The following is a 23,265-nucleotide window of genomic DNA, read 5'->3' as shown; positions in this document are numbered from 1 at the left end:
AGGACGGGGGCCGGCTTCGTGTTACGGGCAGTTCTCGTCGATCTTGTACTGGAGGGCCCTCGGGTAGTCGTGCCGACTGAGCCGGACCCGGGCCAGGATCGGGGCGTGGTTGAGCTGGTTGGTGGGGTCGGCGAGTTCGGTCAGCAGGGTGTCGAGCTCGGCGTGGGTGCTGAGCTTGAAGCCGTGCATCTGGTCCTTCTCGCTTCCGAAGACCTGCGCCAGCTTCTCGTAGTGCCAGGGGTGCAGCACGTTGTAGAAGTCGGCCCCGTCGGACGGCCTGCCCTTGTAGTAGCAGGGGCTGACCAGCATCTGCTCGATGCCGTAGAAGCCCTCGTTGTCCAGGACGAAGATCACCGGCCGCAGGTGGTGGCGGACCTGGGTGGACAGTTCCTGGCAGATCTCCTGGAACGAGCCGTCCCCGACGAACACCAGCGGGCGCTTCAGCGGCTGCTGCCGGCCGAAGGCCACACCGGTGGCCGCGCCGACGGAGTAGCCGATGGACAGCCAGCTGTTCTGCGCCAGGAAGCCGGACCGCTCGTTGATCCGCAGGTTCATCGAGCCGAGCAGCGCGAACGCCGCGTCCGAGACCACGGTGAACGGGGAGGCGGCCTCCGGGTCACCGCCGGTGGCCTCGAACTCCAGGAAGTGATTGATGCGTTCGAAGAAACCGTCGTAGGTCAGCTCGGTCTTCCGGTGGTGCCGCACGCTCAGCGAGCCCAGGAACTCGGAGGTGGTGGCGGGAACGTCCAGGCCCGCCTCGCGGGCCAGCGCGAAGTGGTCGGCCGGGAAGGTCTTTCCCGCCAGGGCGGCCTTCAACGCCGGGATGAAACGGCCGAGTTGGACGTCGGGGAAGTACCTGGCGCCGACGCTGACGCCGCCCCGGGCGGCCACGATCCAGTCGTCGCCGATGGACTGCTCGCCGTTGAGGTTCTTGGACGTGGACCACGTCCCGAGGCCGATCCGGCAGCCCGCGTTCTTGAAGGTGTCCCGGATCTCCGGCAGGCTCGCCCTGCCGTTGTAGACGCCGGCGAACCGCGGGTGCCGTTCCGACACCACGGACTTGGCGCCGACCGTGGTGCAGAACTGCATCTGGGTGGCCTCGACGAACTCCAGCAGTTCGTTCTCCAGCCGCCGGCGGACCAGCTCCTCGCCGGCCCAGACGATCGGCGTGCCGAAGGTGGTGATCAGCTCCACCGCCGCCGCCACGGCCTTGTCCAGGATGTCCTGATTGCGCTTGGTGAACGGCCGCTGGTGTGCCCGGAGTTGACCCTGCGGGGGGTCGCAGGGCGCGTGCCAGAGGTCGTCCATGACCTCCAGGTAGACCGGCTTGCGTTCGGTCAGGCACGCGGTGATCGCGCTGTCGATCTGCGAGGGCGCCAGCCCCGGGTTGGAGAGCACCTGCGCGTCCACCGTGACCTGCCGGTAGACGTCCAGGTTGCTCTCCTGACGCGGGCTCATGTGCGTGGTGAGCAGACCGACGGCCTGGAAGTTGAGCCACTGCTCGTAGGACGGCGCACCGTTGATCGCGATCAGCGGGATGTCCTCGACGTACGCGCCGCCGATCGGGTTGAGCAGGCTGAACGCGCCCACCCCGTACGTCACCCCCACGGCCGCGACGCCCTGTTCGGGCTGGTCCGGGGCGGCGTCGGCGAGCCGCACCCGGGCGTAGCCGTCGGCCGCGTAGCCGGCGCCGATCTCGGTCGGGGTGCCGACCCAGCGCACCGAGGTGGTCTCCTGCATGATCGACAGGAACGGGCCGAGCAGGTCGCCCGGGACACCGAACAGGTACCGGATGCCCAGCTGTTCGAGCCTGGTGGCCAGGTAACGGCCCACGGTCCATTCGTTGGTGCTGCTCATCGGCGCAGTGCCTCCTCTTGGTTCTCCTGGCGGGGCCGGGCCTCGGGCCGGACCTCCCGGCGCGCCGCGGCCGGCGGCGCCGTCTCGTGCACGGCGAGGGCCGCCCGGACGGCGCTCTCCACCGCACCCTCGATCCAGGCGTGCTTGAGCGAGACGTGCTCGCCGGCGAAGAGCACCGGGCCCTCCGGCTTGACCGCGTCGAGGTGGAAGCTGGTCATCTGGTGCGGGGTGTACACGGCCGCCTCACCGAAGGCGTACGGGTCGCGCAGCCAGCTCTGGGTCTGCCCGTAGCCGGTGTAGAACACCTCGATCCGCCGGCCGTGCACCGACTGGAGGTTGCGCAGCGCGTACACGTACCGCTCGTCGTCCTCCATGGAGTCCCAGCGCACCGCGTCGTCCGACCAGCTGTAGCCGGCCAGCACCACGCCGCCGCCGTCGCCGTCGGGCACCGGGTGGGAGGGGTAGTACATGAAGCGGTTCGGGTTGTCGGTGGTCGAGCCGCCGCCGAAGCAGTCGGTGGCGGGGCGCACGCCGGCCCGCAGCAGCGGGGTGTGCCGGTAGACCTCCCGCTGGCCCTCGCTGATCCGGCGCTCGTCCACGCTGCCGTGTGCGCCGAGCAGCATGTCCGGCAGGTTGCGCGGCGGCCGGTGGCCGTTGTGGGCGGCGGCGACGGCCGCCTCGGCGTCGTCCTCGCCGGTGCGCTGGTAGTACTCGTACAGGCCGGGCGCGATGGAGTTGAGTTCCTCCTCCCAGTCGGCCTCGGTGAACTCCCACCAGCGGCGGGAGAACTCGAGCAGCACCTTGGTGGCCTGGTCGTAGTGGGTCTCGATGATCGCCCGGCGCTTCTTGTACGAGAACGGGGGTGTCACCTGGACGAACCGCAGCGCCGAGAACGGGACCGTGACGATCGCCAGGTCGCCCTTCCAGACGGTGGGCGGGGCCTGCGGGTCGTCCTCGGGGACGGTCTCGACGGCGACCTGCGGACCGATCGGGCCGACGTTGAGGGTGCCGCCGCCGTCCCGGCGCGGGTCCCAGTACTCCATGCGGATCATCCGCCGGCCCATCCGCAGCTCCGCCCGGAGCTCGTCCGCGAGCGCCTCGGGCAGCTTCCAGCTGCCGCCCTCGATCTCCCAGTAGGTGGCGTTCGGGTTGATGTCGCTGCGGCCCAGGAAGGTGTGGAAGAAGGCCAGGTGCAGCCGCGAGGTCATGTTCTCGATGGTGCCGATCGCCTCGATGGCCTCGTCGCTGAAGCCCGCGTACTCGCGCAGGAAACGGCCCATCGAGTAGCCGTCGAAGTCGCGGATCACCCGGGTCCAGCCGTCCAGCCACTGGGCGAACGGCTTGTTGACGCGCTTGCCGTCCTTGATCTCCGAGTAGTAGTCGCGGACCGGCTCCAGCGCCTGGTTGACCATCTCGGCGACGGTGATCCGGGCCTCCTCACCGGTGAGGTGGAAGCCCTCGTTGATGCAGCTCGGGTCGTCGGCGTAGTCCTTGCGGCGGGCCTGGATCCGGTTGGTGCGGATCCAGGAGTGGAAGCGCTTGACCGGCTCGCGGAACTCCGGGCTGTCCGCGCCGTACTGCCAGACCTTGCCGGGCTCGAAGGACTCGTAGACCACCGGCGGGACGGGCGCGTTCTGGTTGCCGGTGTCCGGGTCGATGTCCACGTTGAAGAACAGCTGCCGGCGCAGGCCGAGGCGGTCGACCAGCGCGAGGGTCAGCGGGTGGAAGCTCGGCAGCCGCATGGCCCCGGCCTCCGCGTACTGCTTCGGGTCGTGGAACGGGCCGTCGGCGCTGTCGTCGGTGGAACGGAAGGTCTTGATCCGCCCGCCGACCCGGTTGGCGTTGGCCTCCAGGATGGTGACGCGGTGCCCGGCGTCCTTGAGCAGCTTCCCGGCGATCAGGCCCGCGATGCCCGCGCCGATGATCAGCACGTCCTTCGGCTGATCGGTCTGCGGGATGCCGTCCTTGATCAGGACGTCGAGGTAGCGGAGTTTCAGGTCCTTGTCGTCCGGGCCGATCAGCAGCAGTTCGCGCGCCAGTTGCCGGCAGGTCTGCCATCGCTCGCGGTCACCGGCGGTGCCCTCGGTGACGGGGTTCGTCATGGTTTCTCCTCCGGGCGACGGCAGGTCAGGAGCTGGTCGGCGTGTTGGGGAGGTCCTGGCCGCCGGCGAGCAGCCGCAGCGTGGAGATCGAGGGCGTGAAGGCGTACAGCGCGCCCGTGGTGCGGACGAAACGCTTCATGTCGACGGTGCCGTGGGTGCCGTCCGCGAGCCCGATCTCGGCCTTGCCGGCGAGGCCGATGACCTTGTCGAAGCCGTTCGGGGCAGGCGTGGGGCCGTTCGGCTTTCCGGGCGGGAACGAGGAGTCGTTGGCCCAGAACTGCTGGACCAGCTCGAACTGCTGCTCCAACGAGGTGCCGTAGCAGACGAACATCAGCCCGCGGTCCACGCCGTCGTCCGCGCCGCCCGGGAACTCCGGGCCGTACGGGATGCCCCGGCGCATCAGCCGGTGGCTCTTCGGCTGGCCGTCGCCGATGCCGGCGAAGGAGCGCGGGTTGGTGCGGCGGATGTGCGCGACCCACGGGGTGTGCTCGCCCGCCGGGTCGTTGCTGTAGTCGAAGTCGTTGCGGTCGGTGCCGACGCCGGTCACGGTGCCGTTCGGCGGGGCGAGCGGCGTGCCGTCCTTGAAACGGCCGACCAGGCAGGCACCCAGCCGGGTGGCGTCCATCGTCCCGGTGAACTGCGCGACGCCGTCCACCACGGCCTTGTTCCAGCCCGCGACGTCCTGGCGCAGGCGGCGCACCACCTGGAGCGAGCCGTTCGCCATCCACTGCGGAGCCGTCCGGTCGCCCGCCTCGCTCTTCTGGCCGAAGACGAACTCGCCGGGTTCGATCAGCTCGGTGCCGGGGTGGACGTCGCGGGTGCCGGGCTGGTCCGGGCTCTCCTGGTGGAAGTCCTTCACGCCCGGCTGGGAGATGCCGTCCTTGTAGCCGAAGTGCTCGTGGCCCTTCAGCGCGCCGGTCAGGGTGCGGCCCTCGTCCACGTGGACGCGGACGATCTGGTTCGCGTTCTCGACCGCGTCGAGGTTCTTCAGCTTCTCCTGCAGCATCTCGTCGGTGTCCGCGGCGACGATCAGGACGGCGTGCACGACCTGGTCGCCGGTTCCGGCGCCGAACAGCCACTGCTTGGGGTCGCTGTCGTCGGTGTCGCCGAGGTCGGAGGCCCGGGCGGCCGCGCCCGCGCTGAAGGACGGGAAGTTCGCCTGGAGGTCCGCTCTGACCTGGTCGGGGTTGTTGGCGACCGTCAGCAGGCCCTCGAAGGTGAGCGAGACCCCGCAGCGGACGGTGACCAGGCCGGGGTCGCGGCCGAACGCCCGGCGGGCCAGCGAGAACTGCTCGTTGAAGTCCTCGGTCTCGCTGGTCGTCGAGACGGTGTTGAGGATCGCGGAGAGCCAGCCGCGGCCCCGGGCGGCGTCGGGGAAGTGCAGGTAGCGGAAGTCCATGAAGTCTTTGTTGAACGCCGCCAGGATGTTGCCCTGGATGTCGGTGCTCGTCCGCAGCGGCGGCTTGGGCAGCTGCTCGATGGCGGGCACACCGGTGGGACGGGTGGAGGTGGTGGTCACGGTCGGGCTCCTCGGATGCAGGCATGATTGATCGCACAATGCGACCGGGCCGACACTCAACGTAGCCTCCGGGTCGAGAGTCCTGCCAGCCGGACGTCTGCCCTTCGGCGCAGGGCCGTCGCACCGGTGCCGGAACGCGGGCGAGGCCGCCGGGCGTTGTGCCCGGCGACCTCGCGGCGGAAGGTGGCTGCTACGGGTGGAAGCCGATCTCCGGGTTGACGGGGGTCGGGCCGTCGAGGATCCGCTGGGGGACGCCCTTCAGCTGGAGGTCGAAGAACGCCGCGACGTACTGGCGGGTGAGCTGGATGCCGCGGGCGGCGGTGACGGTGGTCTCGGGAGACTGGGGGAGGCCGAGCTTTTCGAAGAACAGAGGGATGTCGGTGAAGCTGCCGTGGTCGGAGCCGGCGACCGTCAGCCAGCGCTTCCAGCCGTCGAGGTGGGACCAGCTCTCGGTCCAGCTGGGGTCGTCCGGGCCGTCCAGGGGGCGGCCGATCATCAGGAACGGCTTGCCCTTGAGCCCGGTGGCCGGGACCGGGACGAACATGGTGCCGTCCAGGTTCGCACCCGCCCGGATCCGGTCGTCGGTCAGCAGGGCGGGAACGGCGGCGGCGCCGCCGAGGGAGTGGCCGGCCATGCCGATGCGGTCGCGGTCGATCAGGTGGGCGTAGCGCCAGGCGGGGCGTCCGCGGTCGGTGAGCCGGTCGAGGACGAAGGAGACGTCCTTCGGCCGGCTCTCCGCAAAGGTTGCCAACTGCTCGTCGCTGGGCGGGAATTCGCAGGCCTCGCAGGTGGTGGTGTGCCCATCCGGGAAGGTGGTGCCGGTGTTCTCGTAGGTGTGGTCGACGAGTGCGACGACATAGCCGCGGCTGCTCAAGTCCTCGGCGAGGGCCGTCAGTTCGGTGCGCGGCATGGTGTAGCCGGGGGAGAGGACGACCAGCGGGAACCGGCCGTGCTGCGGCAGTGCGTCGGTCCTGGACCAGGTGCGGGTGCCGGTGACCACCTCGGTGGGGATGGTGTTGCCGGGGAGCTTCACGTCCAGCATGAGCCGGGCGGCCTCGGGCGTCATGTACGGCGCGGGCCCGCCGGTGCCCGCCTTGGCCGGATAGTACATGGAGACCATCAGCTGACGCGGTCCGGCGGACGGCACCCACGGGTCGGTCCGGCTCCGGTCGGTCAGGTGCAGGATCTGCCGCCCGACCGCGAACGGCCCAGTGGGGCGCGGGAGTTCGACCTGCACGCCCACCGGTGCGGTGGATGCGGCGGGCGCGGTGGCGGCCAGCGCGGGCGCGGCGGTGGCGACGGCGGACAGCGGCAGGGCGAGCAGGAGCGCGGCTGCGGCGGCGGTGCGACGGATTGCGGTCATGGGAGTCAACATAGTTCGCCTGCAACACAGTTGACGTCAGATCAGAGGCGTAGGGGATCCCACGGATAGGGCGCGAGGACGCGGGCTGCCCAGGGGCTGTTGTCGAGCCGGTTCAACGGCCGGGTGGGGTGCGGGAGTTCGAGGTGGCAGCCGGTCGGCGCGCCGGACGGGCGCTGCGCCGGGGACCGTCACTGCTGGGCGTCGAACACCTGCTGAATGTGGTCGGGCGCCTTCTGGATCGGGTGCACGACGACGCTCCGGTCCTCCGGCAACCACTCGGCCGCAGCGCCGAGTTGGAGCGCGGCGGCGTAGAACTCGGTCACGTCGATGCCGTACGACCCGTCCTCGTTCGGCTCGTCCCGCATCATCGCGTCGGTGACAGGGACGGACACGTAGGCCTCCTCCACCGTCGTGCGCTGCAGGCGAACCGAGATCGAGTAACTCGCCATGTCTCCCCGTCTCCCCCTTGATCGATTGCCGCCGGTGCCGACGGCCGAGGGCTCAACCTACCCCTGGATCGAGGCGGGCACGACGCTGCTGTTGCTCGCCCTGGTGCAGTTCGGCGCGGTGCTGCGGCCGGTCTGACGCGCCGCGGCCCCGGCCTGGTCGGGCCGGGGCCGCGGGTGGGGAGGCCGGGGCGGGTCAGGCGGCGGCGGGGGTGGGGAGGTCGAGGCCGCGGGTGGTGACCAGGTGGGCGGTGCCGTCCACCAGGCGGTAGGAGAGGCCGACGACGGCGGTGCGTCCGGCGTCCACCGCGTTGGAGAGGGTGCGCGAACGCTCCATCAGCAGGGCCACGGTGTGCCGTATGTGTTCGTTGATGAAGTGGGAGTTGTCGGTGTGCCCGGCGGCGTTCGCGGCGAGCACGCTCGGGGTGACCCGCTCGATCACGTCGCGGACGTAGCCCTCGCCGGTGGCGCCGGCGGCGACCGCCTCGCGGGTGGCGGCGACGGCGCCGCAGGAGTCGTGGCCGAGGACCACGACCAGCGGGGTGCCCAGCAGGCTCACGCCGTACTCGATGCTCCCGAGCACCTCCGGGCCGAGCACGTGGCCGGCGGTGCGGACCACGAACAGGTCACCGAGACCCTGGTCGAAGATGATCTCGGCGGCGAGTCGGGAGTCGGAGCACCCGAACAGCACCGCGAACGGCGCCTGCGAGGGCGCGGTCTGGGTGCGGCGGGCGGCATCCTGGTTCGGGTGGTGGGGGCTACCGGCGACGAACCTGCCGTTGCCCGCCAGCAGCATCTCGAAGGCTTCCCGGGGAGTGAGGTTCGCGGCGTCTGTCATGCCCGCAGACTACGTCCTCCGTCCAGAGGCAGGCTCGTCCGGGCCACCCGCCGGACCGGCCGAAACCGTTCGCCGAACCGGACGAAGCGGTCGAAGACGGCCGGAATCCTTCGGATATCGGTGTGACGACCGCGATAGTTATGCAGCGTCCGCGCCCTTGGTTCCGGCGCCGCTCAGTAGCAGCGGTAGTCGCGGGAACCCTCGTTGGTGGTGCCGAAGTTGTTGCGGAACACCACGTTGTAGTGGCCGTACCGGTACCCGTTGCCGCCGGTGTACGTGTACGCCAGGGTCTGCACGAACCCGCCGTTGCCGTAGTAGTCGGTGTAGTAGTCCGGGCACCCCATTCCGGTCAGGTCGGCGACTCCCGAGGCGGAAGCAGGGCCGGCCGTTCCGAGCGCCAGCGCACCACCGAGCGCGAGAACGGACACGGCCTTGGCGGCGCGACGGACTGCCATGGGGAACTCCCGGGAGGGCAAAGGGACATGAGGGGACGGGCGGACATCGCCCGGCCGCGGACGATCTTTCGGGATTGAGTTGAGCGCGTCAATGGTGTGGACCAATTGCGGCTGGAGGATGGCTGGAATGGGGCCCGGCGCGGCGGCCGGCTCTTCCGCCCGACGAGCCGCGACGGGCAACGGCGAGCCCCCACGAGCCCCGACCGGGCCCCGACGGGCAACGGCGAAGCGCAACTCGGTTTACCGTGCGGCAACCGGATGGCACGCTTGCCAGTTGTGACGGATCAGGACGACACGGTGTCAAGTCTTCGGATCGGCGTGCTGGGCCCGGTCACGGCCGCCGTGAACGGCCGGCCGGTGGCGCTCGGCGGGCCGCGGCAGCGCGCGGTACTGGCCGCGCTGGTGGCGGCGCGCGGACGCCTGGTCGATCAGGACGCGCTGATCGAGCAGGCGTGGGAGCGGCAGCGCTTACCGTCCGCCACGACCCTGCACTCCTACGTCGCCGCACTGCGCCGGGCCCTGGAGCCCCGCCGCGCGGCACGCGGCTCGGCGGAGGTGCTGGTCAGGGAGGGCACGGGGTACGCGCTGCGACTGGCCCCGGAGCGGGTGGACGCCGAGCGTTTCACGCTGCTGGCCGGCCGCGGGGAGCGACTGCTGAGCGCCGACGACCCGGAGGCGGCGGCCGGGGTGCTGGCCGAGGCGCTGGCACTGTGGCGGGGCGCGGCGTACGCCGAGTTCGCCGCGAGCGCCTTCGCGATGCCCGAGGCGGCCCGGCTGGAGGGGCTGCGGCTGTCGGCGCAGGAGGACCTGTACAGCGCGGAGCTGGCCCGGGGCCGGCACACCGCGGTCGTCGCGGACCTGGGCAAGCACACCGCGGAGCAGCCACTGAGCGAGCGCGGCTGGGAGCTGCTGGCGCTCGCCCTGTACCGCTCCGGGCGGCAGGCGGACGCCCTGGAGACGCTGCGCACCGCCCGTCGGCTGCTGGCCGAGGAGCTGGGCATCGACCCGGGCCCGTCGTTGCGGCGGCTGGAGTCGGCGCTGCTGACCCAGGACGAGTCCGTGGCACCCCCGCCCCCGCGCGCCGCCGCCCTCCCGCACCCCGCGACAACAGCGTTCCCGCCCCCGCGCGCCGCTGCCGCGCCCCCGTACCCCGCGTCGCCGCCCCCGCGCCGCGGCCGCAACCTGCCGATCCCGCTCACCGCGATGATCGGCCGCGAGGACGCGCGCGACCGGCTCGCCGCCCTGTTGGACGAGCACCGGCTGGTGACGCTGACCGGCCCGGGCGGCATCGGCAAGTCCCGGCTGATGGTGGAGGCGGCCCGGGCCCGGACGGACGAGGACGGCCCGTGGCTGGTGGAACTGGCCGACCTGGAGGGCGCGGACACCCCCCTGCTGGTCGCCCGGATCGCCGACGTGCTGGGGATCCGTGACGCGGTGTCGGCGGAGCGGCTGGCGGAGGTGCTGGGCGAGCGCCGGCTGCTGCTGGTGCTGGACAACTGCGAGCACGTGCTGGCCCCGGCCGCCGAGTGTGCGACGCGACTGCTGTCGCGGTGCGCGGGTGTGCGGGTGCTGGCCACCAGTCGGGAGCCGTTGGGGGTGAGCGGCGAGCTGGTCTGGCCGGTGGACCCGCTGCCGGCCGCCGCGGCGGTGGAACTGTTCGTCGCGCGGGCGTCGGCCGCGCTGGCCGGCTGGACGCCCTCGGACGCGGAGCGGGTGGTGGCCGAGCGGATCTGCCGGGAGCTGGACGGCCTGCCGCTGGCGATCGAACTGGCCGCCGTGCAGTGCCGGACGCTGTCGCTGGAGCAGATCGAGGAGGCCCTGCACGACCGGTTCGCGGTGCTGGTCGGCGGTCCGGCCACCGGCCCGGCGCGGCACCGGGCGCTGGAGTCGGCCGTCGAGTGCAGCCACCGGCTGCTGGACGAGCGCGAGCGCGCGGTGTTCCACCGGCTGAGCGTGTTCGCGGGCGGCCTGGACCTGGACGCGGCGGCCGCGGTCTGCGGCGGCCCGGTGCTCGCCGAGGTGACCGCGCTGGTGCGCAAGTCGCTGCTGGCCGTGGAGCCGGGCACCCACCCCAGGCGCTACCGGATGCTGGAGACCCTGAAGGAGTTCGCCCGCCGTCAGGGGGAGCCGTCGCTGCTGGCGGCCGCCCAGGCCGCGCACCGGGCCTGGGTGCTGGGCCGGGCGGAGTCCGCGGAGACGCAGATCCTGGGCGGGCAGGCCGGCGCCGCGACCGAGCGGACCGTCCGTGACCAGCCGGAGATCCGGGCGGCCTTCACCTCCGCGCTGCTGGCCGGCGAGTCCTCGTACGCGCTGCGGCTCGGCGGGGCGCTGACCAGGTTCTGGTACCGCTGGGGCCACGTCACCGAGGGGCTCGGCTGGCTGCGGGCGGCGCTGGAGATGAGCGGACCGCAGGCGCCCGCCCGGGCGCGGGCCCGCGCGTCGATCGGGGTGGCGGCGCTGTCGTACCTGGTGGGCGACTTCGGCACGGCGGCGGAAGCCGCGGCGGAGGCCGTCGAACTCGCCCGCCGGGCGGGTGATGCCACGGTCGAGGCGCAGGCGCTGGGGTACCGGGCGCTGTTCGGCGCCCTGGGCGGGGCGGCGGGGGCGTTGGCGGATGCGCAGGGTGCCGTAGAGCTGGCGCAGGCGGTCGGCCCGCCGTGGGTGCGGGCCGAGGCGCTGATGCTGCTGGGCATGCTGCTGCGTTTCGGCGGGGAGGAGGAGCGCGCGCGGGCGGTGCTGACCGAGTCCATCGAGGTGGCGCGCGGGTGCGGCTTCGGCTTCGTGATGTCCTCCTCGGCCTGGCTGGTGATGAAGAGCGACCTCGACGCGGGCCGCACCGAGCAGGCGCTCTGCGCGGGGCTGGACATCCTGCGGGTCCTGGAGGAGGACCGCGACACCACCGCCTGGCTGGTCATCGCCCACACCACCGCCGCCGCCCTGGCCCGCTCGGGGCAGCCGGCGCAGGGCGCGGCGCTGCTGGGCGTGGTGGCGCGGCGCGGCGAGCGGATCGGGTTCACCCCCACCGCGCTCGACCCGGTGGACGGCCCCCGGTACGCCGAACTGGTGCGCGGCGCGCTGCCCGAGGGCGACTTCGCGTACCACGTCGAGCGGGGACGCCGGCTGTCCGCCGCCGAGGCGGCCGAGCTGCTCGCCGGGGTCAGGACCTGCTGTTCCGACTCCGCCGGCCGCTGACGGCGCCCGCGCGCAGGCAGCAGGGCCGGACGGGTTCAGCGAACCCGTCCGGCCCTTGATGGTGGGTCAGTTCCGCACCGCCAGGTCGGTCACCTTGACCGTGGTCATCAGCGCGTCGACCGTGGGCAGGCTCTCGGTGTACGTGCCCGCGGCCAGTTCGGCCGAGTGGGCCGCGTACCGCTGGGCGAGCGCGTCGGTCCGCTGCCGGGCGACCGAGAGCAGGCAGTTGCCGAGCGGGTCGCCGGGCAGCTGGCCGCCGTCGATCTGGCAGCCGGCCGTGTACTGCTGCTGCCCGGCGTACGGGTCGAACGGTCCGCGGCCGGTGCACGGCCCGCCGCCGGTGGCCGGGTTGCAGCCCTGGTAGGCGGCGGCTGCGGTCCGGAAGGCGTCGGTGAAGTGGGCCGTGCCGGGCAGGTCGGCCGGCAGGTGCAGGCGGCCGTTCAGCAGACCGTTGAGCAGGTCGTCCTGCTGGACGGCCCGGGCCCAGCCGAGCTCGGAGTACGCCTGGAGCAGGGTGACGGCCTCGGTCACCTTGGTGTTGGCGGCGAGCAGGTCCCCGGGGCTGCCGAGGCGGGAGGAGACGGTGTCGTAGTACAGCTTCTGCCGGCCGTTGAGGACGTTCTGCGTCCGCACCTTGGCGTCGGCGAGGGTGGTGTCCTCGTCGGTGGTGGTGGCGAATTGCTCGAACCGGTCCGCGAACCAGCCCCAGTTGTGGTTGAGCGTGGGCAGGCTGAGCTCGGTGGACTCGAACGGGTCATCGGTGAAGGTGCGGGTGCGGATCAGCCGGCGCGTGCTCTCGCCGGGCCAGAGCACGTAGTTCCGGTAGGTGAGCGTCACCGTGTAGTAGTTGTGGAGCACCCCCTCGTCGTCGTACGTCTGGTCGGTCAGGGACACGACCGCGTTGCACGACCAGCTGAAGGCCGGCTTGGCGCCGTCCGGGGCCAGGTAGTTGGCGAGCAGGTACGGCGACGCCAGGTCGTTGTTGGTGACATTGCTCGGCGTCGGGTGCGAGGTGGTCGGGACCTGGTTGGTGGAGCAGGTGCCTTGGGCGGGGGTGGCCGGGACGGGCCACTCCGGGCGGCGGGCCTGGTCGGCGGTGCCGAACAGGTCGTAGGACTTGCCCTGCTGGACCTCCGTGGTGCGGATCTTCGCCAGCTGGTCGGAGAAACTGTTCATCGCCGCCCGGTAGTTGGCCGTCAGGCCGTTGAACAGCGCGTTGGTCTTCCCGTCGGCGGTGGGCCTGCTGAAGTTCGCGGCGGCCCGGTTGATGTCCTGCCCGGTGGCCTGGATCTGCGCGGCGCGGGCCGGGCTGACCTTGGACGCGTAGGGCTGGTTCTGGGATTCCAGCACCGCGTACGAGCGGGCGCCGAGCTCCCAGACAGCGGGGTTGGCGACCTTGCCGGCCGGCTGCGGGAACGCGCCGTCGAAGCGCTGCTGGGCCAGCCACGCCAGGTAGTTGATGCTGCCGGCGGGACGGTAGTTGGCCAGGGTGGAGACCGGGTCGACCGCGCCGTAGGTGCCGGCCGGCACCAGGAAGGTGTCGTCCGAGGAGAGCGCGGTCGCGGTGAAGTGGAAGGAGTTCTCCGGGGTGGTGTACTCCTGATAGGTGGGGATGTCCTGGCCGTAGGTGTCCCGGTAGTTGACGTACCGGTTGATGTTGCCGCGAACGTCCTGGGTGGCGACGGCGGTCAGCGCGGCCTGGGTGGAGGCGGCGAAGGTGTCGATCTTGGCGTTCAGCAGGAAGATCCGGTGCTCGATGTCGGAGAGGTTGCCCCGCACGATCACGATGTCCTGGAACAGCCGGTCGAACTGGGTCATCACGTCGGCGTAGACCTGGGTCAGCGCCTTCTCGATCCGGTCGAACCGGTCGTTCATCTGCTGCCCGAGGTTGGCGACGTCCTCGCGGAGCTTGCCGAGCTCGTTCATGATCAGCTGGTCCGGGGAGGCGCTCTCACCCGTGAACAGCGGCAGCAGACTCAGCACCGCACCCAGGACGTTCCCGCTGAACACCAGGGTGCTCGCCGAGGTCAATGCCTGGGTCAGGTCCAGACCCGCCACCGTCGGCAGGTACTTGTTGATCGCCGAGGCGATCGTGACGGCCGCGTTGCCGGCCAGGGCGACGTCCCGGCCGAACTTGGCGTCGGCGAAGCCGGCCAGCGTCGACAGGATGTACACCGCGGAGCCCGCCGCCTCGATCTGCGCCTGGAACTCCTCCGACTTCTTCTTCTGCGCCGCCTGCTCGTCGGCCGTCGGCTTGGCACCGTCCACGCCCACCGGGTACTTGTCCGACAGCTGACGCAGGTCCGCCGTGACCTGGTCGGTCTTCGCGTCCAGCTGACCGAACGCCGCCGCGAGCTGACGCCGCATCTCGGTGAGGTAGGTGTCGGTGTTGCTCTGGTTCTCCAGAATGGTCTGGATGGTCAGCCAGTTGGCCAGCGCCGGGTCCGCCGACAGCTGCTCGAAGCTGGCCGTCGAGGTCACGTTCAGCCGCGAACCGACGTACCCGTCCCAGGCGTTGGCCATCGTCGTGTCGACGGCGGCGCGGCGCTGCAACTCGCCCCAGACCTGGTCCTGAAGGGCGAAGTACTTGTTCATCCAGGTGAGCGCGGTGCGGCTGCTGGTCACCGCGTCGGTCAGGTTCTGCCACTTGGCCGCACTGTCCGCGAGAGTCACCTCGGCGAGCGCCTTCAGCGCGGGCGTGGCGATGTTGATCTCGGGGACCCCCGACAGCGCCTCCATCACCTTGATGAACGCGTCATAGCCGGCCTTGCCCGGGTCGTACCCCGTCAGCTTGGAATCCAACTGCTGCTGCACCAGCGCCATGTGATGCACCACCTCGTCCGCCGAGACGGTCGGGTGCTGCTGGCGCCAGTACATCATGTTGTCGGTGAGCACCAGGTCCTTCAGCCCCTGGAGCCCCCGGTCGTAGTTGCGCACGTACGCCGAGAACACCCGGCTGTGCAGCTGCTCCATGTCCACATTGACCGGCCCCGTGGCCGCGCGGGCCGGTAGGTCCGCCCCCACCACCAGCACGGCGGTCACCAGCAGCAGGGCCAGCACCCGTTCCGCCCCTGCGCGCACGCGCCGCCCGGCGGACCGCAGAGCCCGTGCCCCGCCGTACCGTCCCGGAATTCTCGGATCCACTGTCGCTTCCCCCCTTGGGAATTCGGTCGGTCGTCCCGACACCACGAGCGTGCGCCCGGGGAGTGGGAGTCGACTGGGAAGCCACTGGGAAGCGGGCCATGACCGGCGGCAACGGGGAAACTCACGTAGGGGCCTTGTCCGGCCGGGCCCATGCCACCACGCCCCGGGCCCGCACGACAAGGCCCCGCCCTCGACGCCGTGACGTCGTCCGGCATCCGGTGCTATGGGCCCGCGGTCTTCGGAAGTCCTCCTTGCCGGCAGTCCGCGTGGCCCGCGCCGCGCAGCAGCAAGCCGAGCGAGAGCATCGCGGACAGGCTGAGCAGCACCGTGGACCAGAACCAGAAACGTACCCAGGTATCGGGGACTGGCAGCAGGATCACCAGCACGGCCGGATACAGGACCAGCAGCCACCCCAACCGCCGCTCCGCTCTGGACTGTTGGCGCAGCCGCCTGGCTGCCCTCTCGCCCTGCCCGGCAGCCCCACCGGTGATCAGTCTCAGCCCTTCGGCGGTGGTCAGCCGACAGGTGTGCACGATCGCCACGATCATCGTGAGAAGCAGGGCGAGCCCCAGGAGCTGGGCCCATTCGGGCACTCTGGGACGGCCTGGCGCGGTGACCATCAGCATGGGCACCGCGAACAACAAGGTGCTCAACGCCTCGAAGGCGAAGAGCCGGGTGGCGGGGGTACGGGGCGTGGACACCAGCGTCTCCTTGGACAGAAGTCTCCGGTGGCCGCAGGCGCAACCGATCGCTCGGGGGCGGAGTGAATCCGTCATGACCCCGGCTGCGCTTCGCCGACGCCCGCGCGGACGGACCCGTCGGAGATGGATTGGTCCGGGGCGACGTGCGGCGCCGTCAGTACGTACTCGTCCGGGTCGATGGCTCGGGTTCGACGGCGGAACTGCCAGGTCGATGCGGGCCAGATGGTGGTGACACGGCCCGTGCGGTCCTGGTACCAGCCGGAACAACCGCCCGCGGCCCAGACGGTGGGGGCCATCCGGTTCTGCAGTTCGGCGTTGTACGCGTGCTGCGTCTCCGCGCGCACGTCCACGGAGCCCAGACCGCGGCTCCGCATCAGCCGCAGGGTGCTGACGAGGTAGTTGATCTGCGACTCGATCATGTGGATGAGGCTGGTGTGCCCCACGCCCGTGTTGGGTCCTGCCATCAGGAACAGGTTGGGGAATCCCGCGACGGTGGTACCGAGGTGTGCCTGCGGGCTGCCTCGCCAGACCTCGTCCAAGGACCGTCCGTCACCACCTATGACGTGCTGCGCGTAGGAGGCGTCGGTGACACGGAATCCGGTTCCGAAGATCAGTACGTCCACTGGATGCGTGGTGCCGGCGGGTGCGCCTCGAGTGCCACTGCGCGGGGTGGTGAGGACCGCGTTCGGTCCGACGCTCGCGATCGGGTCGGTGACGACGCGGACGTTGGGTTGAACCAGTGCCGGGTAGTAGTCGTCGGAAAGCAGGACCCGCTTGCAGCCCAGTGCGTAGTCCGGGGTCAGCTTGGACCGCAGCTCGGGGTCCTTGACCTGGCGGTGCAGGTGGGACAGTGCCTCCCGACGCCCCAGCGCGGCCATGGTGCGGTTGCCGAGCAGGGCCGGCAGCGTCGCCTCCCGTGCCAGGTACTCCCAGCCTCGCGCCAGTCGCTGCGCCGTCGGGGCCAGCTGGAACAGGCGATGCTGCCACGCCGGTACCGGCCGGTCCCGGCGCGGGGCGATCCATGAGGGAGTCCGCTGAAAGACCGTCACCTGCCGGGCCGTGCGCTGCAGGTGAGGGATGAACTGGACGGCGCTCGCGCCGGTGCCGATCACGCCCACCCGCTTGGCCGACAGGTCCAGGTCGTGTTTCCATCCGGCGGAGTGGAACGCTTCTCCGGCGAAGCCGTCCAGACCGGGCAGCGAGGGGACGGCCGGCTCCGACAGGGGCCCTTGGGCCATCACCAGCAGCCCGGCGCTGAGCGGTCCGGTGCTGGTGTCCAGCTCCCAGCGCAGCCGATCGGGGTCCCAGGTGGCGCGCTGCAGTTCGCAGCCGAGCCGAAGGCGGGGCGTCAGGTCGTATCGGTCGACGCAGCGCTTCAGGTACCGCTCGATCTCCTCCTGAGGCGCGAAGCGCCTGCTCCAGGTGGGGTTGGGCGCGAACGAGAACGAGTACAGGCGCGAGGGCACGTCACAGGCGCATCCGGGATAGGCGTTGTCCCGCCACGTGCCGCCGACCTCATCGGCCCGCTCCAGTATCAGCAGGTCGCGGTAGCCCTCCTGCAGCAGCCGGATGGCTGTGCCGAGGCCTGCGAATCCCGCGCCGACGATGACGACGGACACGTGTCCGGGTGAGGCGCCGGCTGCTTCGTGCGGGGCCGGGTCCGTGGTGTGCGGGTCGGTCATGGTTCCCCTCCATCCAGAAGAATGCTCGAACCGAATGCTATCGTATGCGCCACGATCGTAATCCACTCGATAGATGGAGCAGTGAATGAGGATTCTGGCTCTCGGAGGCCCCGGAGCAATGGGTGCCGTAGCGGTACGCGTGGCGGCCGGACTCCCCGGCGTCACCGAGATCGTCGTGGCCGACCGGAACCTGGAGGCGGCCCGGACACTGGTGCGCCGGCTTGAGAAGGACGGCACGGGCGGCGCGCCGATGCGGGCGCTCAAGGTGGACGTGACCGACAGCGGCGCCCTGCACGCCGCTCTGGAGGACGCCGACGCCGTCCTCAACACCGTCGGCCCGTACTACCGCTTCGGCCTGACCGTGCTGCGAGCCGCGATCACGACCGGCACCCACTACCTGGACATCTGCGACGACTGGGAGCCGACCCTGCAGATGCTCGGCCTGGACGACGAGGCCCGGGCCGCCGGGGTCCGTGCCGTGGTGGGACTGGGCGCCAGCCCCGGTGTCAGCAATCTGCTGGCCACACGTGCCGTCCGGCAACTGGACCAGGTCCAGGACCTGTACACCGCCTGGCCCGTCGACGTCTCCGGCAGCGGCGGGGACGACGAGCAGCTGAGCGACCCCGACGGGCGCCCCAGCGCGGCCGCCGTGCACTGGATGGAGCAGATCAGCGGGAAAGTCGCGATGGTCAGCGGCGGACGGCTCGTTCACCGGCGGCCGCTCCAGCCGGTCGCCCTCTCCGTAGCCGCCGGACGCACCGGCACGGCCTACACCGTCGGCCACCCCGAGCCGGTCACCCTGCACCGCAGCTTCCGGCCGGCCGGCGAGGCCGCCAACCTCATGGTCATCACCCCGGGCACGATCGCCTACCTCGACGTCCTGCGCCGCGACATCGACGCCGGAAAACTCACCAACGAGACCGCGGCAGCCGAACTCGCCAAGCCCTCGGTGTCCCGCGCGCTGCGGGCCACCGCCGGTGCCATGACCCGCAAGGGGCCCGGGTCGCTGCCCCCGTTCTTCGCTGTTGCCACCGGCACCCGCGACGGCCGCCGCGTCACAGCCCTGGCCAGGCTCGCCGATACGCCCGGCGCCTCGGCGCTGCTCAACGACATGGCGGAGGCAACCGGTCTGCCCCTGGCGCTGGGGCTCGCGCAACTGCTGGACGGCGCCGGTGGCCACCTCGGCGTCCACCCGCCGGAGACAGCCATCGACGCCGACCGCTTCTTCCTCGACCTGGCACGCCACGTGCCCGACCTTCCCGGCCCCGACGGCCCTCGCGACGGCGTGATCGTCGATGTGACCCCGAGCCGGTGAAATGCGGCAGGAGACAACAACGTGCCATCGAAGAAAGCCACCACACCCCCCACCGAGTTCATCGACGTCGCGGGACGTACCGTCCACTACGCCGCGACGGGCAGCGGCCCCCCGGTGCTCCTCCTGCACGGTCTGGACCGCAGCCTGGTGGACTGGGCACCGCTCCAAGCAGCCCTGCCCGACCACCGGCTCATCGCGATCGACGTCCCGGGGTTCGGCCGGTCGCAGCCCCTGCCGGACTGCCGGCTCCCCTCACTGGCCGGACACGTCGAGCGGGTACTCGACCGACTCGGCCTGACGTCCCCCGTGCACGTGGTCGGCAACTCCCTCGGCGGCGCCATCGCGATGCAGCTCGCCGTTCACGCACCCGCGCGCGTGTCCTCGCTGACCCTGCTCAACAGCGCCGGCTTCGGCCGCGAGGTCACCTGGGCGCTGCGCATCCTCGACCTGCCGCTGCTCTGGCGGCTGCTTCTGCGCCCCACCAAGGAGAACGCACAGCTCGCGGAGCGCTCCCTCTTCCACGATCCGGACTTCGCGACCCCCGAACGGACAGCCGCAGCACTCGCTCTCGCCCGCCGTGAAGGAGCCGCCCGGACGCTGCGACAGGTGGCCCGCGAGCTCGGTTCCTGGCGCGGCGTACGTTCCCACTGGCGCGCAGAGCTGCTTGCGGAGGTCTCGGCGCTGGACACCCCGACGCTGGTCGCCTGGGGGACCCACGACCGCATCCTTCCCGCCCGTCATCTCATCAACGCCGCGTCCACCCTGCCCCGGGCACGTACCCACCTCTTCCCGCGAACCGGTCACCTGCCGCAGATCGAGCGCACCGAAGAGACGGCCGCCCTGCTCAGCTCGTTCTGGAACAACCGGTGAAGCGCGTCGCGCCAGGGCTTGACGGCGGGTGCAACGCGCAGGTCCCGACCCCGGACCGCCTTGTGCACGCCTGCCGGTGAGCCACATGGTCGCCCCGGTCCGGACCGGGGCGACCATGACGATCGGCCCCGCCTCGCGCCCCCGATCAGGACTGTGTCGAGGTCGTCGGCATCACTCCCCGAGCCCATGAGCCGAAGGTAATCTGTTCCGCAAACGATTGAATCGATTCCGATCGTTCCTCGATCCAGCACTCCGACGCGGCACCTTGATCAACCATCTCGACGACGCCAGAGAGGCCCACCACCCCATGCCTGGAACGGATTCACCCCGCACTCCGGAACCAGCCGTCCAGGTCCCCACCCGGACACTCGTCGAGGCACTGATCCGCACCGACAACACGGTTGACGCCGGCGAGCTCTACGCCATCGCCCCGCTGCTCGGCATGACCGACCAACAGGTGCGGCTGTGCGTCAAGCGGCTGGTCACCGAAGGGCGGTTCACCCAGGAAGGCAGGGGACGCAAAGCGGTCCTGCGGGCCACCGGCGCCACCGAGCGGGCACTTGGACCCGATGTCGACTTCGTCGCACAGGCGTTCCGGCAGGATGCCGGCCTCGCCCCCTGGGACGGTACCTGGCACCTCGTCGCCTTCGCGGTCCCCGAGACCGCCCGCACCGCCCGCGACGCCCTGCGAGCCGCTCTCACCCGGCTCGGCGGCGCACCCGTGCAGGGCGGCCTCTACGTCAGCGCCGGCGCCTGGGAGCCCTACGTCGAAGACCAAGCCCGCCACCTCGATGTCCTCGACCACCTCACGCTGTTGACCACGGACAACCTGCGCCACGGCAACGAACACGACCCCGTCGCAATCGCCCGCACCCTGTGGCCACAGGACGAGATCGCCGACCGCTACCGGCGACTGGCCAGCGTCGCCCGACCGCGGCTGCGCCGACTCCAGGAGGACGCTCACCTCCCCGGCCCCGAGCGGCTGACGATCGCGGTCGAACTGGCCGCCGAATTCACCCGCGCCATGGAGCCCGACCCCCTCCTGCCGCCGGAACTGCTGCCCCAGCCCTGGCCCGGCACGCAGGCCCGTGAACTCGTCGCGCAATGCTGGTCGCTCCTGGAGAAGCACACAGACAAGAGCGAGCGAATCAGCCTTTTCCAGCTCTACCGCGACGCGATCCGCCCAGCAGTTGCCGCCGGCTGAGGCCCGCGACGCCGACCGGCTCGAACAGGCCCTGGCGCCCGGCGAACCCTTGGCACGTGAGCCGGATCGTCCGAGATCCCCGACAGAGTCGAGCTCAGGGGGCGCCGGTGGTCTCGGTCCGGACGTCGTACGGGCGCAGACCCCGGCTCTGGTAGTTGCGCAGGGCGTTCGGGTGATCGCCGGTGTCGGTGTGCAGCCAGACCCGCCGGACGCACTCGGCATCGAGCGGCTCGGTGGCCCACGCCTGGCGCAGCGCGAGCGTCAGCGCGTAGCCGCCGAGGCCACGGCCGACATGCTCCGGGACGAGCCCGAAAGTGGTGATCTCCACCTCGCCGGCCGGGTGCGGCTCCAGGTTGGCGATGCCGGCGGGCTCGCCGTCGTGCGTCAGCAGCCAGTACTGGCGCCGGGGGTGCTCGGCGAGGTGGGCCGCCCAGTCGGCGGCGGTGCGGGCGGTGCTGCGCCAGCCGTGCGGCGCGCCGACGCGCGCCTGGACGGCCTGCACCTCCGGGGACGAGCCGTCAGCCGGCACAAGGGCCAGCGCGGGGACCGGCGGGGACGGCCGCAGCTCGGCAGGGTCGGTCATCTCCAGGTACGTGACGGTCTTCTCCATACGGTGAGACTACGGCCTCGGCCCGTCGCGCCGACCGCTGGGCCAGGGGCCGAAGCCGCTCAATGGCCGGAGGCGGTCGAGGCGCCGGCCGTCGGCGGCCCGCGGTGCGCGCTGACGGTCGTGCACTGCGTCCGGCCCGGATCCGCAGGGTTGGAGCCGGTGCCGAAATCACGGGGCGTCAAACACTGGTGGACGCCCTCACCGAACCGGCCCCCACTGTCCGGCTCACAGCCGCCCAACCCGAGCGGGCCGTGTTTCCCCCGTTCCCCGGGGTTCGCGCCCATCGGGGGGAGCCGCGGCCGTAAGCGGCGCCGGGCAGCGCGGACCGCTCCGCGCACGGAACCCTGCGGCACGGCGGGTCAGGGGAGGTGGGGCTGTGGGGCGCCGAACCAGCGGGTCAGGGCGGTCGTCAGGTCGTGCTGGCTCTCGCCGAGCCAGGCCACGTGTCCGTCCGGGCGGAGCAGGGCGGCGGGGGCGGGCAAGTCCGGGCAAGGGTCCGTGAGTTGGTCGACGCGGTCGGACCAGGGGGCGGCCGACAGGTGGCCCGTGCGGTCCAGCAGGAGGCCGCGGCCGGTGTGCAGGTGGGCGTAGAGGCGGCCGTCGGTGAGGGGGATGTCCCGTTGGTGGCGGCCGAGTTGGTCCGGGCCGTCGCCGAAGGCGTAGCGGATGTCCAGGGCCGTGATGACGCCGGTGATGTGGCGGTTCACGTCAGGGAAATCCATCAGTCGGGCGAACAGTTCGCGCAGCGCGGTCGGCCCCGGGTCGGTGCCGATCAGGAGGCTCTGGGCGCGGGTGTTGTTCAGCACGGAGGCACCCACCGGGTGGCGCTCCGCGTGGTAGCTGTCCAACAGGCCGGGCGGGGCCCAGCCGTTGACCTCGGCCGCCAGCTTCCAGCCCAGGTTGAACGCGTCCTGCACGCCCAGGTTGAGGCCCTGGCCGCCGGTCGGCGGGTGGATGTGCGCGGCATCGCCGGCCAGCAGCACCCGGCCCACCCGGTACCGCTCCGCCTGCCGCGTCGCGTTGCCGAACCGGGACAGCCAACGCGGCGAGTGCACACCGAAGTCGGTACCCGCCACCGCCTGCAGTTGCCGCCGGAAATCCTCCAGCGTCGGTGCCGCCCGATTCTCCGACACGCCGTCGGCGGGCACCACCACCCGGTACTGCCCGCCGCCCTCCGGCTGCATGCCGAACCGCACCTGGGTACGCCGGACCCGCTCCACCACCTCGGCAATCCGCTCCGGATCCTCCGCCGCCGACATCTGCCCCAGCAGCGTCTCCACCGTCGCCGCCTCGCCCGGGAACGCCACACCCGCCAGCCGGCGCACCGTACTGCGACCGCCGTCGCAGCCCACCAGCCAGCGTGCCCGCAACCGCGAGCCGTCCGCCAACTCGACCTCGACACCCTCCTCGTCCTGCGCCAGACCCACCACCTCGCAACCGCGCCGCAGATCCACGCCCAACTCCCCGGCGCGCTCCGCCAACAAGCGCTCCGTCACCGGCTGCGGCGTCGCCAGCCCGTACGGATGAGCCGTGTCCATGCCCTCCGGCCAGCCCTTCAGCACGCCGCCGAACAGCCCGCCGACCCGATACTCCGGACTCACCGCCCGGAAACGCTCCAACAATCCGCGCTGATCCATCACCTCCACACTGCGCGCATGCAGACCCTGCCCACGGGACTCCCCGGTCGGAGCCGTCAACCGCTCAAGAACCACCACCTCCACCCCGTGCAGCCGCAACTCGCACGCCAGCATCAGCCCGGTCGGCCCGCCACCGACCACCAGCACGTCGATCATCAACTCTCCCAAATCGCCCGGCAAGTGATTTTTCGTCAGATCCGGCGCGAACGTCGCTTCCCGGGCTTCCCCGCCCTCGGTCGGACATTCTGCGACAGCCCCCGGGCCTTGCCACAAGCCCCCCGTCGCGCTATAGCTTGGTAGTGGCAGGAGCGGCCCGACCGCCCTGCCGTT

Annotated in this window: 17 protein-coding genes; 5 read left to right on the top strand and 12 right to left on the bottom strand. The window is 71.5% G+C overall.

All coding sequences use genetic code 11. From position 1 onward, the window contains the following. Positions 1–21 precede the first annotated feature (21 nt). The 5 genes from ACFV18_RS13945 to ACFV18_RS13925 form a co-directional block, all read right to left on the bottom strand. On the bottom strand, positions 22–1,857 hold the full coding sequence (locus tag ACFV18_RS13945) for an alpha-keto acid decarboxylase family protein (protein ID WP_380482766.1): 1,836 nt from the start codon (positions 1,855–1,857) through the stop codon (positions 22–24). Continuing rightward, the gene (locus tag ACFV18_RS13940) at positions 1,854–3,959 is read right to left on the bottom strand and encodes a flavin monoamine oxidase family protein (RefSeq protein ID WP_380482764.1); all 2,106 of its coding nucleotides are present in this window, start codon (positions 3,957–3,959) and stop codon (positions 1,854–1,856) included. The genes ACFV18_RS13945 and ACFV18_RS13940 overlap by 4 nt, the downstream gene beginning before the upstream one ends. 25 nt (positions 3,960–3,984) lie before the next feature. Next, positions 3,985–5,478, bottom strand: a complete 1,494-nt coding sequence (locus ACFV18_RS13935; RefSeq protein WP_380482762.1) for a Dyp-type peroxidase — start codon at positions 5,476–5,478, stop codon at positions 3,985–3,987. A gap of 190 nt (positions 5,479–5,668) precedes the next feature. Further along, positions 5,669–6,841, bottom strand: a complete 1,173-nt coding sequence (locus tag ACFV18_RS13930) for an alpha/beta hydrolase family protein (protein ID WP_380482760.1) — start codon at positions 6,839–6,841, stop codon at positions 5,669–5,671. 188 nt (positions 6,842–7,029) lie between these two features. Next, positions 7,030–7,290 (bottom strand): hypothetical protein, encoded by a 261-nt coding sequence (locus tag ACFV18_RS13925; RefSeq protein WP_380482758.1) that lies wholly within the window; start codon positions 7,288–7,290, stop codon positions 7,030–7,032. Between ACFV18_RS13925 and ACFV18_RS13920 the strand changes: the two genes are divergently transcribed. Further along, positions 7,289–7,426: a hypothetical protein gene (locus tag ACFV18_RS13920; RefSeq protein WP_380482756.1), complete on the top strand. Its 138-nt coding sequence runs from the start codon at positions 7,289–7,291 to the stop codon at positions 7,424–7,426. The genes ACFV18_RS13925 and ACFV18_RS13920 overlap by 2 nt on opposite strands. Before the next feature lie 57 nt (positions 7,427–7,483). Here the strand turns inward: ACFV18_RS13920 and ACFV18_RS13915 are convergent, their stop codons facing one another. Together ACFV18_RS13915 and ACFV18_RS13910 are read right to left on the bottom strand one after the other, a co-directional pair. After that, positions 7,484–8,125, bottom strand: a complete 642-nt coding sequence (locus ACFV18_RS13915; RefSeq protein WP_380482754.1) for a carbonic anhydrase — start codon at positions 8,123–8,125, stop codon at positions 7,484–7,486. A 173-nt stretch (positions 8,126–8,298) separates the two neighbouring features. Next, a complete protein-coding gene (locus ACFV18_RS13910; protein WP_380482752.1) occupies positions 8,299–8,580 on the bottom strand; it encodes a hypothetical protein in 282 nt (93 codons plus the stop codon). A gap of 297 nt (positions 8,581–8,877) precedes the next feature. Here ACFV18_RS13910 and ACFV18_RS13905 point away from each other — a divergent pair, with 297 nt between their 5' ends. Further along, positions 8,878–11,772 carry a BTAD domain-containing putative transcriptional regulator gene (locus ACFV18_RS13905; protein WP_380482750.1) on the top strand — a complete coding sequence of 965 codons (2,895 nt, stop codon included), beginning with the start codon at positions 8,878–8,880 and terminating at the stop codon, positions 11,770–11,772. Between the two features lie 66 nt (positions 11,773–11,838). On the opposite strand, the gene ACFV18_RS13900 is transcribed toward ACFV18_RS13905, so the two are convergent. From ACFV18_RS13900 to ACFV18_RS13890, 3 genes are all read right to left on the bottom strand, one after another. Continuing rightward, positions 11,839–14,853: a hypothetical protein gene (locus ACFV18_RS13900; protein WP_380482748.1), complete on the bottom strand. Its 3,015-nt coding sequence runs from the start codon at positions 14,851–14,853 to the stop codon at positions 11,839–11,841. Positions 14,854–15,137: 284 nt separating this feature from the next. Continuing rightward, complete coding sequence (locus ACFV18_RS13895; protein ID WP_380482746.1) at positions 15,138–15,617, bottom strand: hypothetical protein; 480 nt, start codon at positions 15,615–15,617, stop codon at positions 15,138–15,140. A gap of 71 nt (positions 15,618–15,688) precedes the next feature. Next, entirely contained in the window at positions 15,689–17,299 is a 1,611-nt protein-coding gene (locus tag ACFV18_RS13890; RefSeq protein ID WP_380482745.1) for a flavin-containing monooxygenase, read from the bottom strand. Positions 17,300–17,384: 85 nt separating this feature from the next. On the opposite strand from ACFV18_RS13890, the gene ACFV18_RS13885 reads away from it, so the two are divergent. From ACFV18_RS13885 to ACFV18_RS13875, 3 genes are all read left to right on the top strand, one after another. After that, positions 17,385–18,614, top strand: a complete 1,230-nt coding sequence (locus ACFV18_RS13885) for a saccharopine dehydrogenase family protein (protein ID WP_380482744.1) — start codon at positions 17,385–17,387, stop codon at positions 18,612–18,614. A gap of 21 nt (positions 18,615–18,635) precedes the next feature. Continuing rightward, entirely contained in the window at positions 18,636–19,484 is an 849-nt protein-coding gene (locus ACFV18_RS13880) for an alpha/beta fold hydrolase (protein WP_380482742.1), read from the top strand. A 307-nt stretch (positions 19,485–19,791) separates the two neighbouring features. Continuing rightward, on the top strand, positions 19,792–20,688 hold the full coding sequence (locus ACFV18_RS13875) for a PaaX family transcriptional regulator C-terminal domain-containing protein (protein WP_380482740.1): 897 nt from the start codon (positions 19,792–19,794) through the stop codon (positions 20,686–20,688). Positions 20,689–20,782: 94 nt separating this feature from the next. Here ACFV18_RS13875 and ACFV18_RS13870 read toward each other — a convergent pair whose 3' ends face one another. Together ACFV18_RS13870 and ACFV18_RS13865 are read right to left on the bottom strand one after the other, a co-directional pair. Beyond that, positions 20,783–21,298 (bottom strand): GNAT family N-acetyltransferase, encoded by a 516-nt coding sequence (locus tag ACFV18_RS13870; protein ID WP_380482738.1) that lies wholly within the window; start codon positions 21,296–21,298, stop codon positions 20,783–20,785. Between the two features lie 359 nt (positions 21,299–21,657). Then, on the bottom strand, positions 21,658–23,091 hold the full coding sequence (locus tag ACFV18_RS13865) for an FAD-dependent monooxygenase (RefSeq protein ID WP_380482736.1): 1,434 nt from the start codon (positions 23,089–23,091) through the stop codon (positions 21,658–21,660). Positions 23,092–23,265 lie beyond the last annotated feature (174 nt).

The sequence above is a fragment of the Kitasatospora sp. NPDC059673 genome, assembly GCF_042734215.1.
GTDB lineage: Bacteria > Actinomycetota > Actinomycetes > Streptomycetales > Streptomycetaceae > Kitasatospora.
This window is presented reverse-complemented; position numbering and strand designations above follow the sequence as displayed.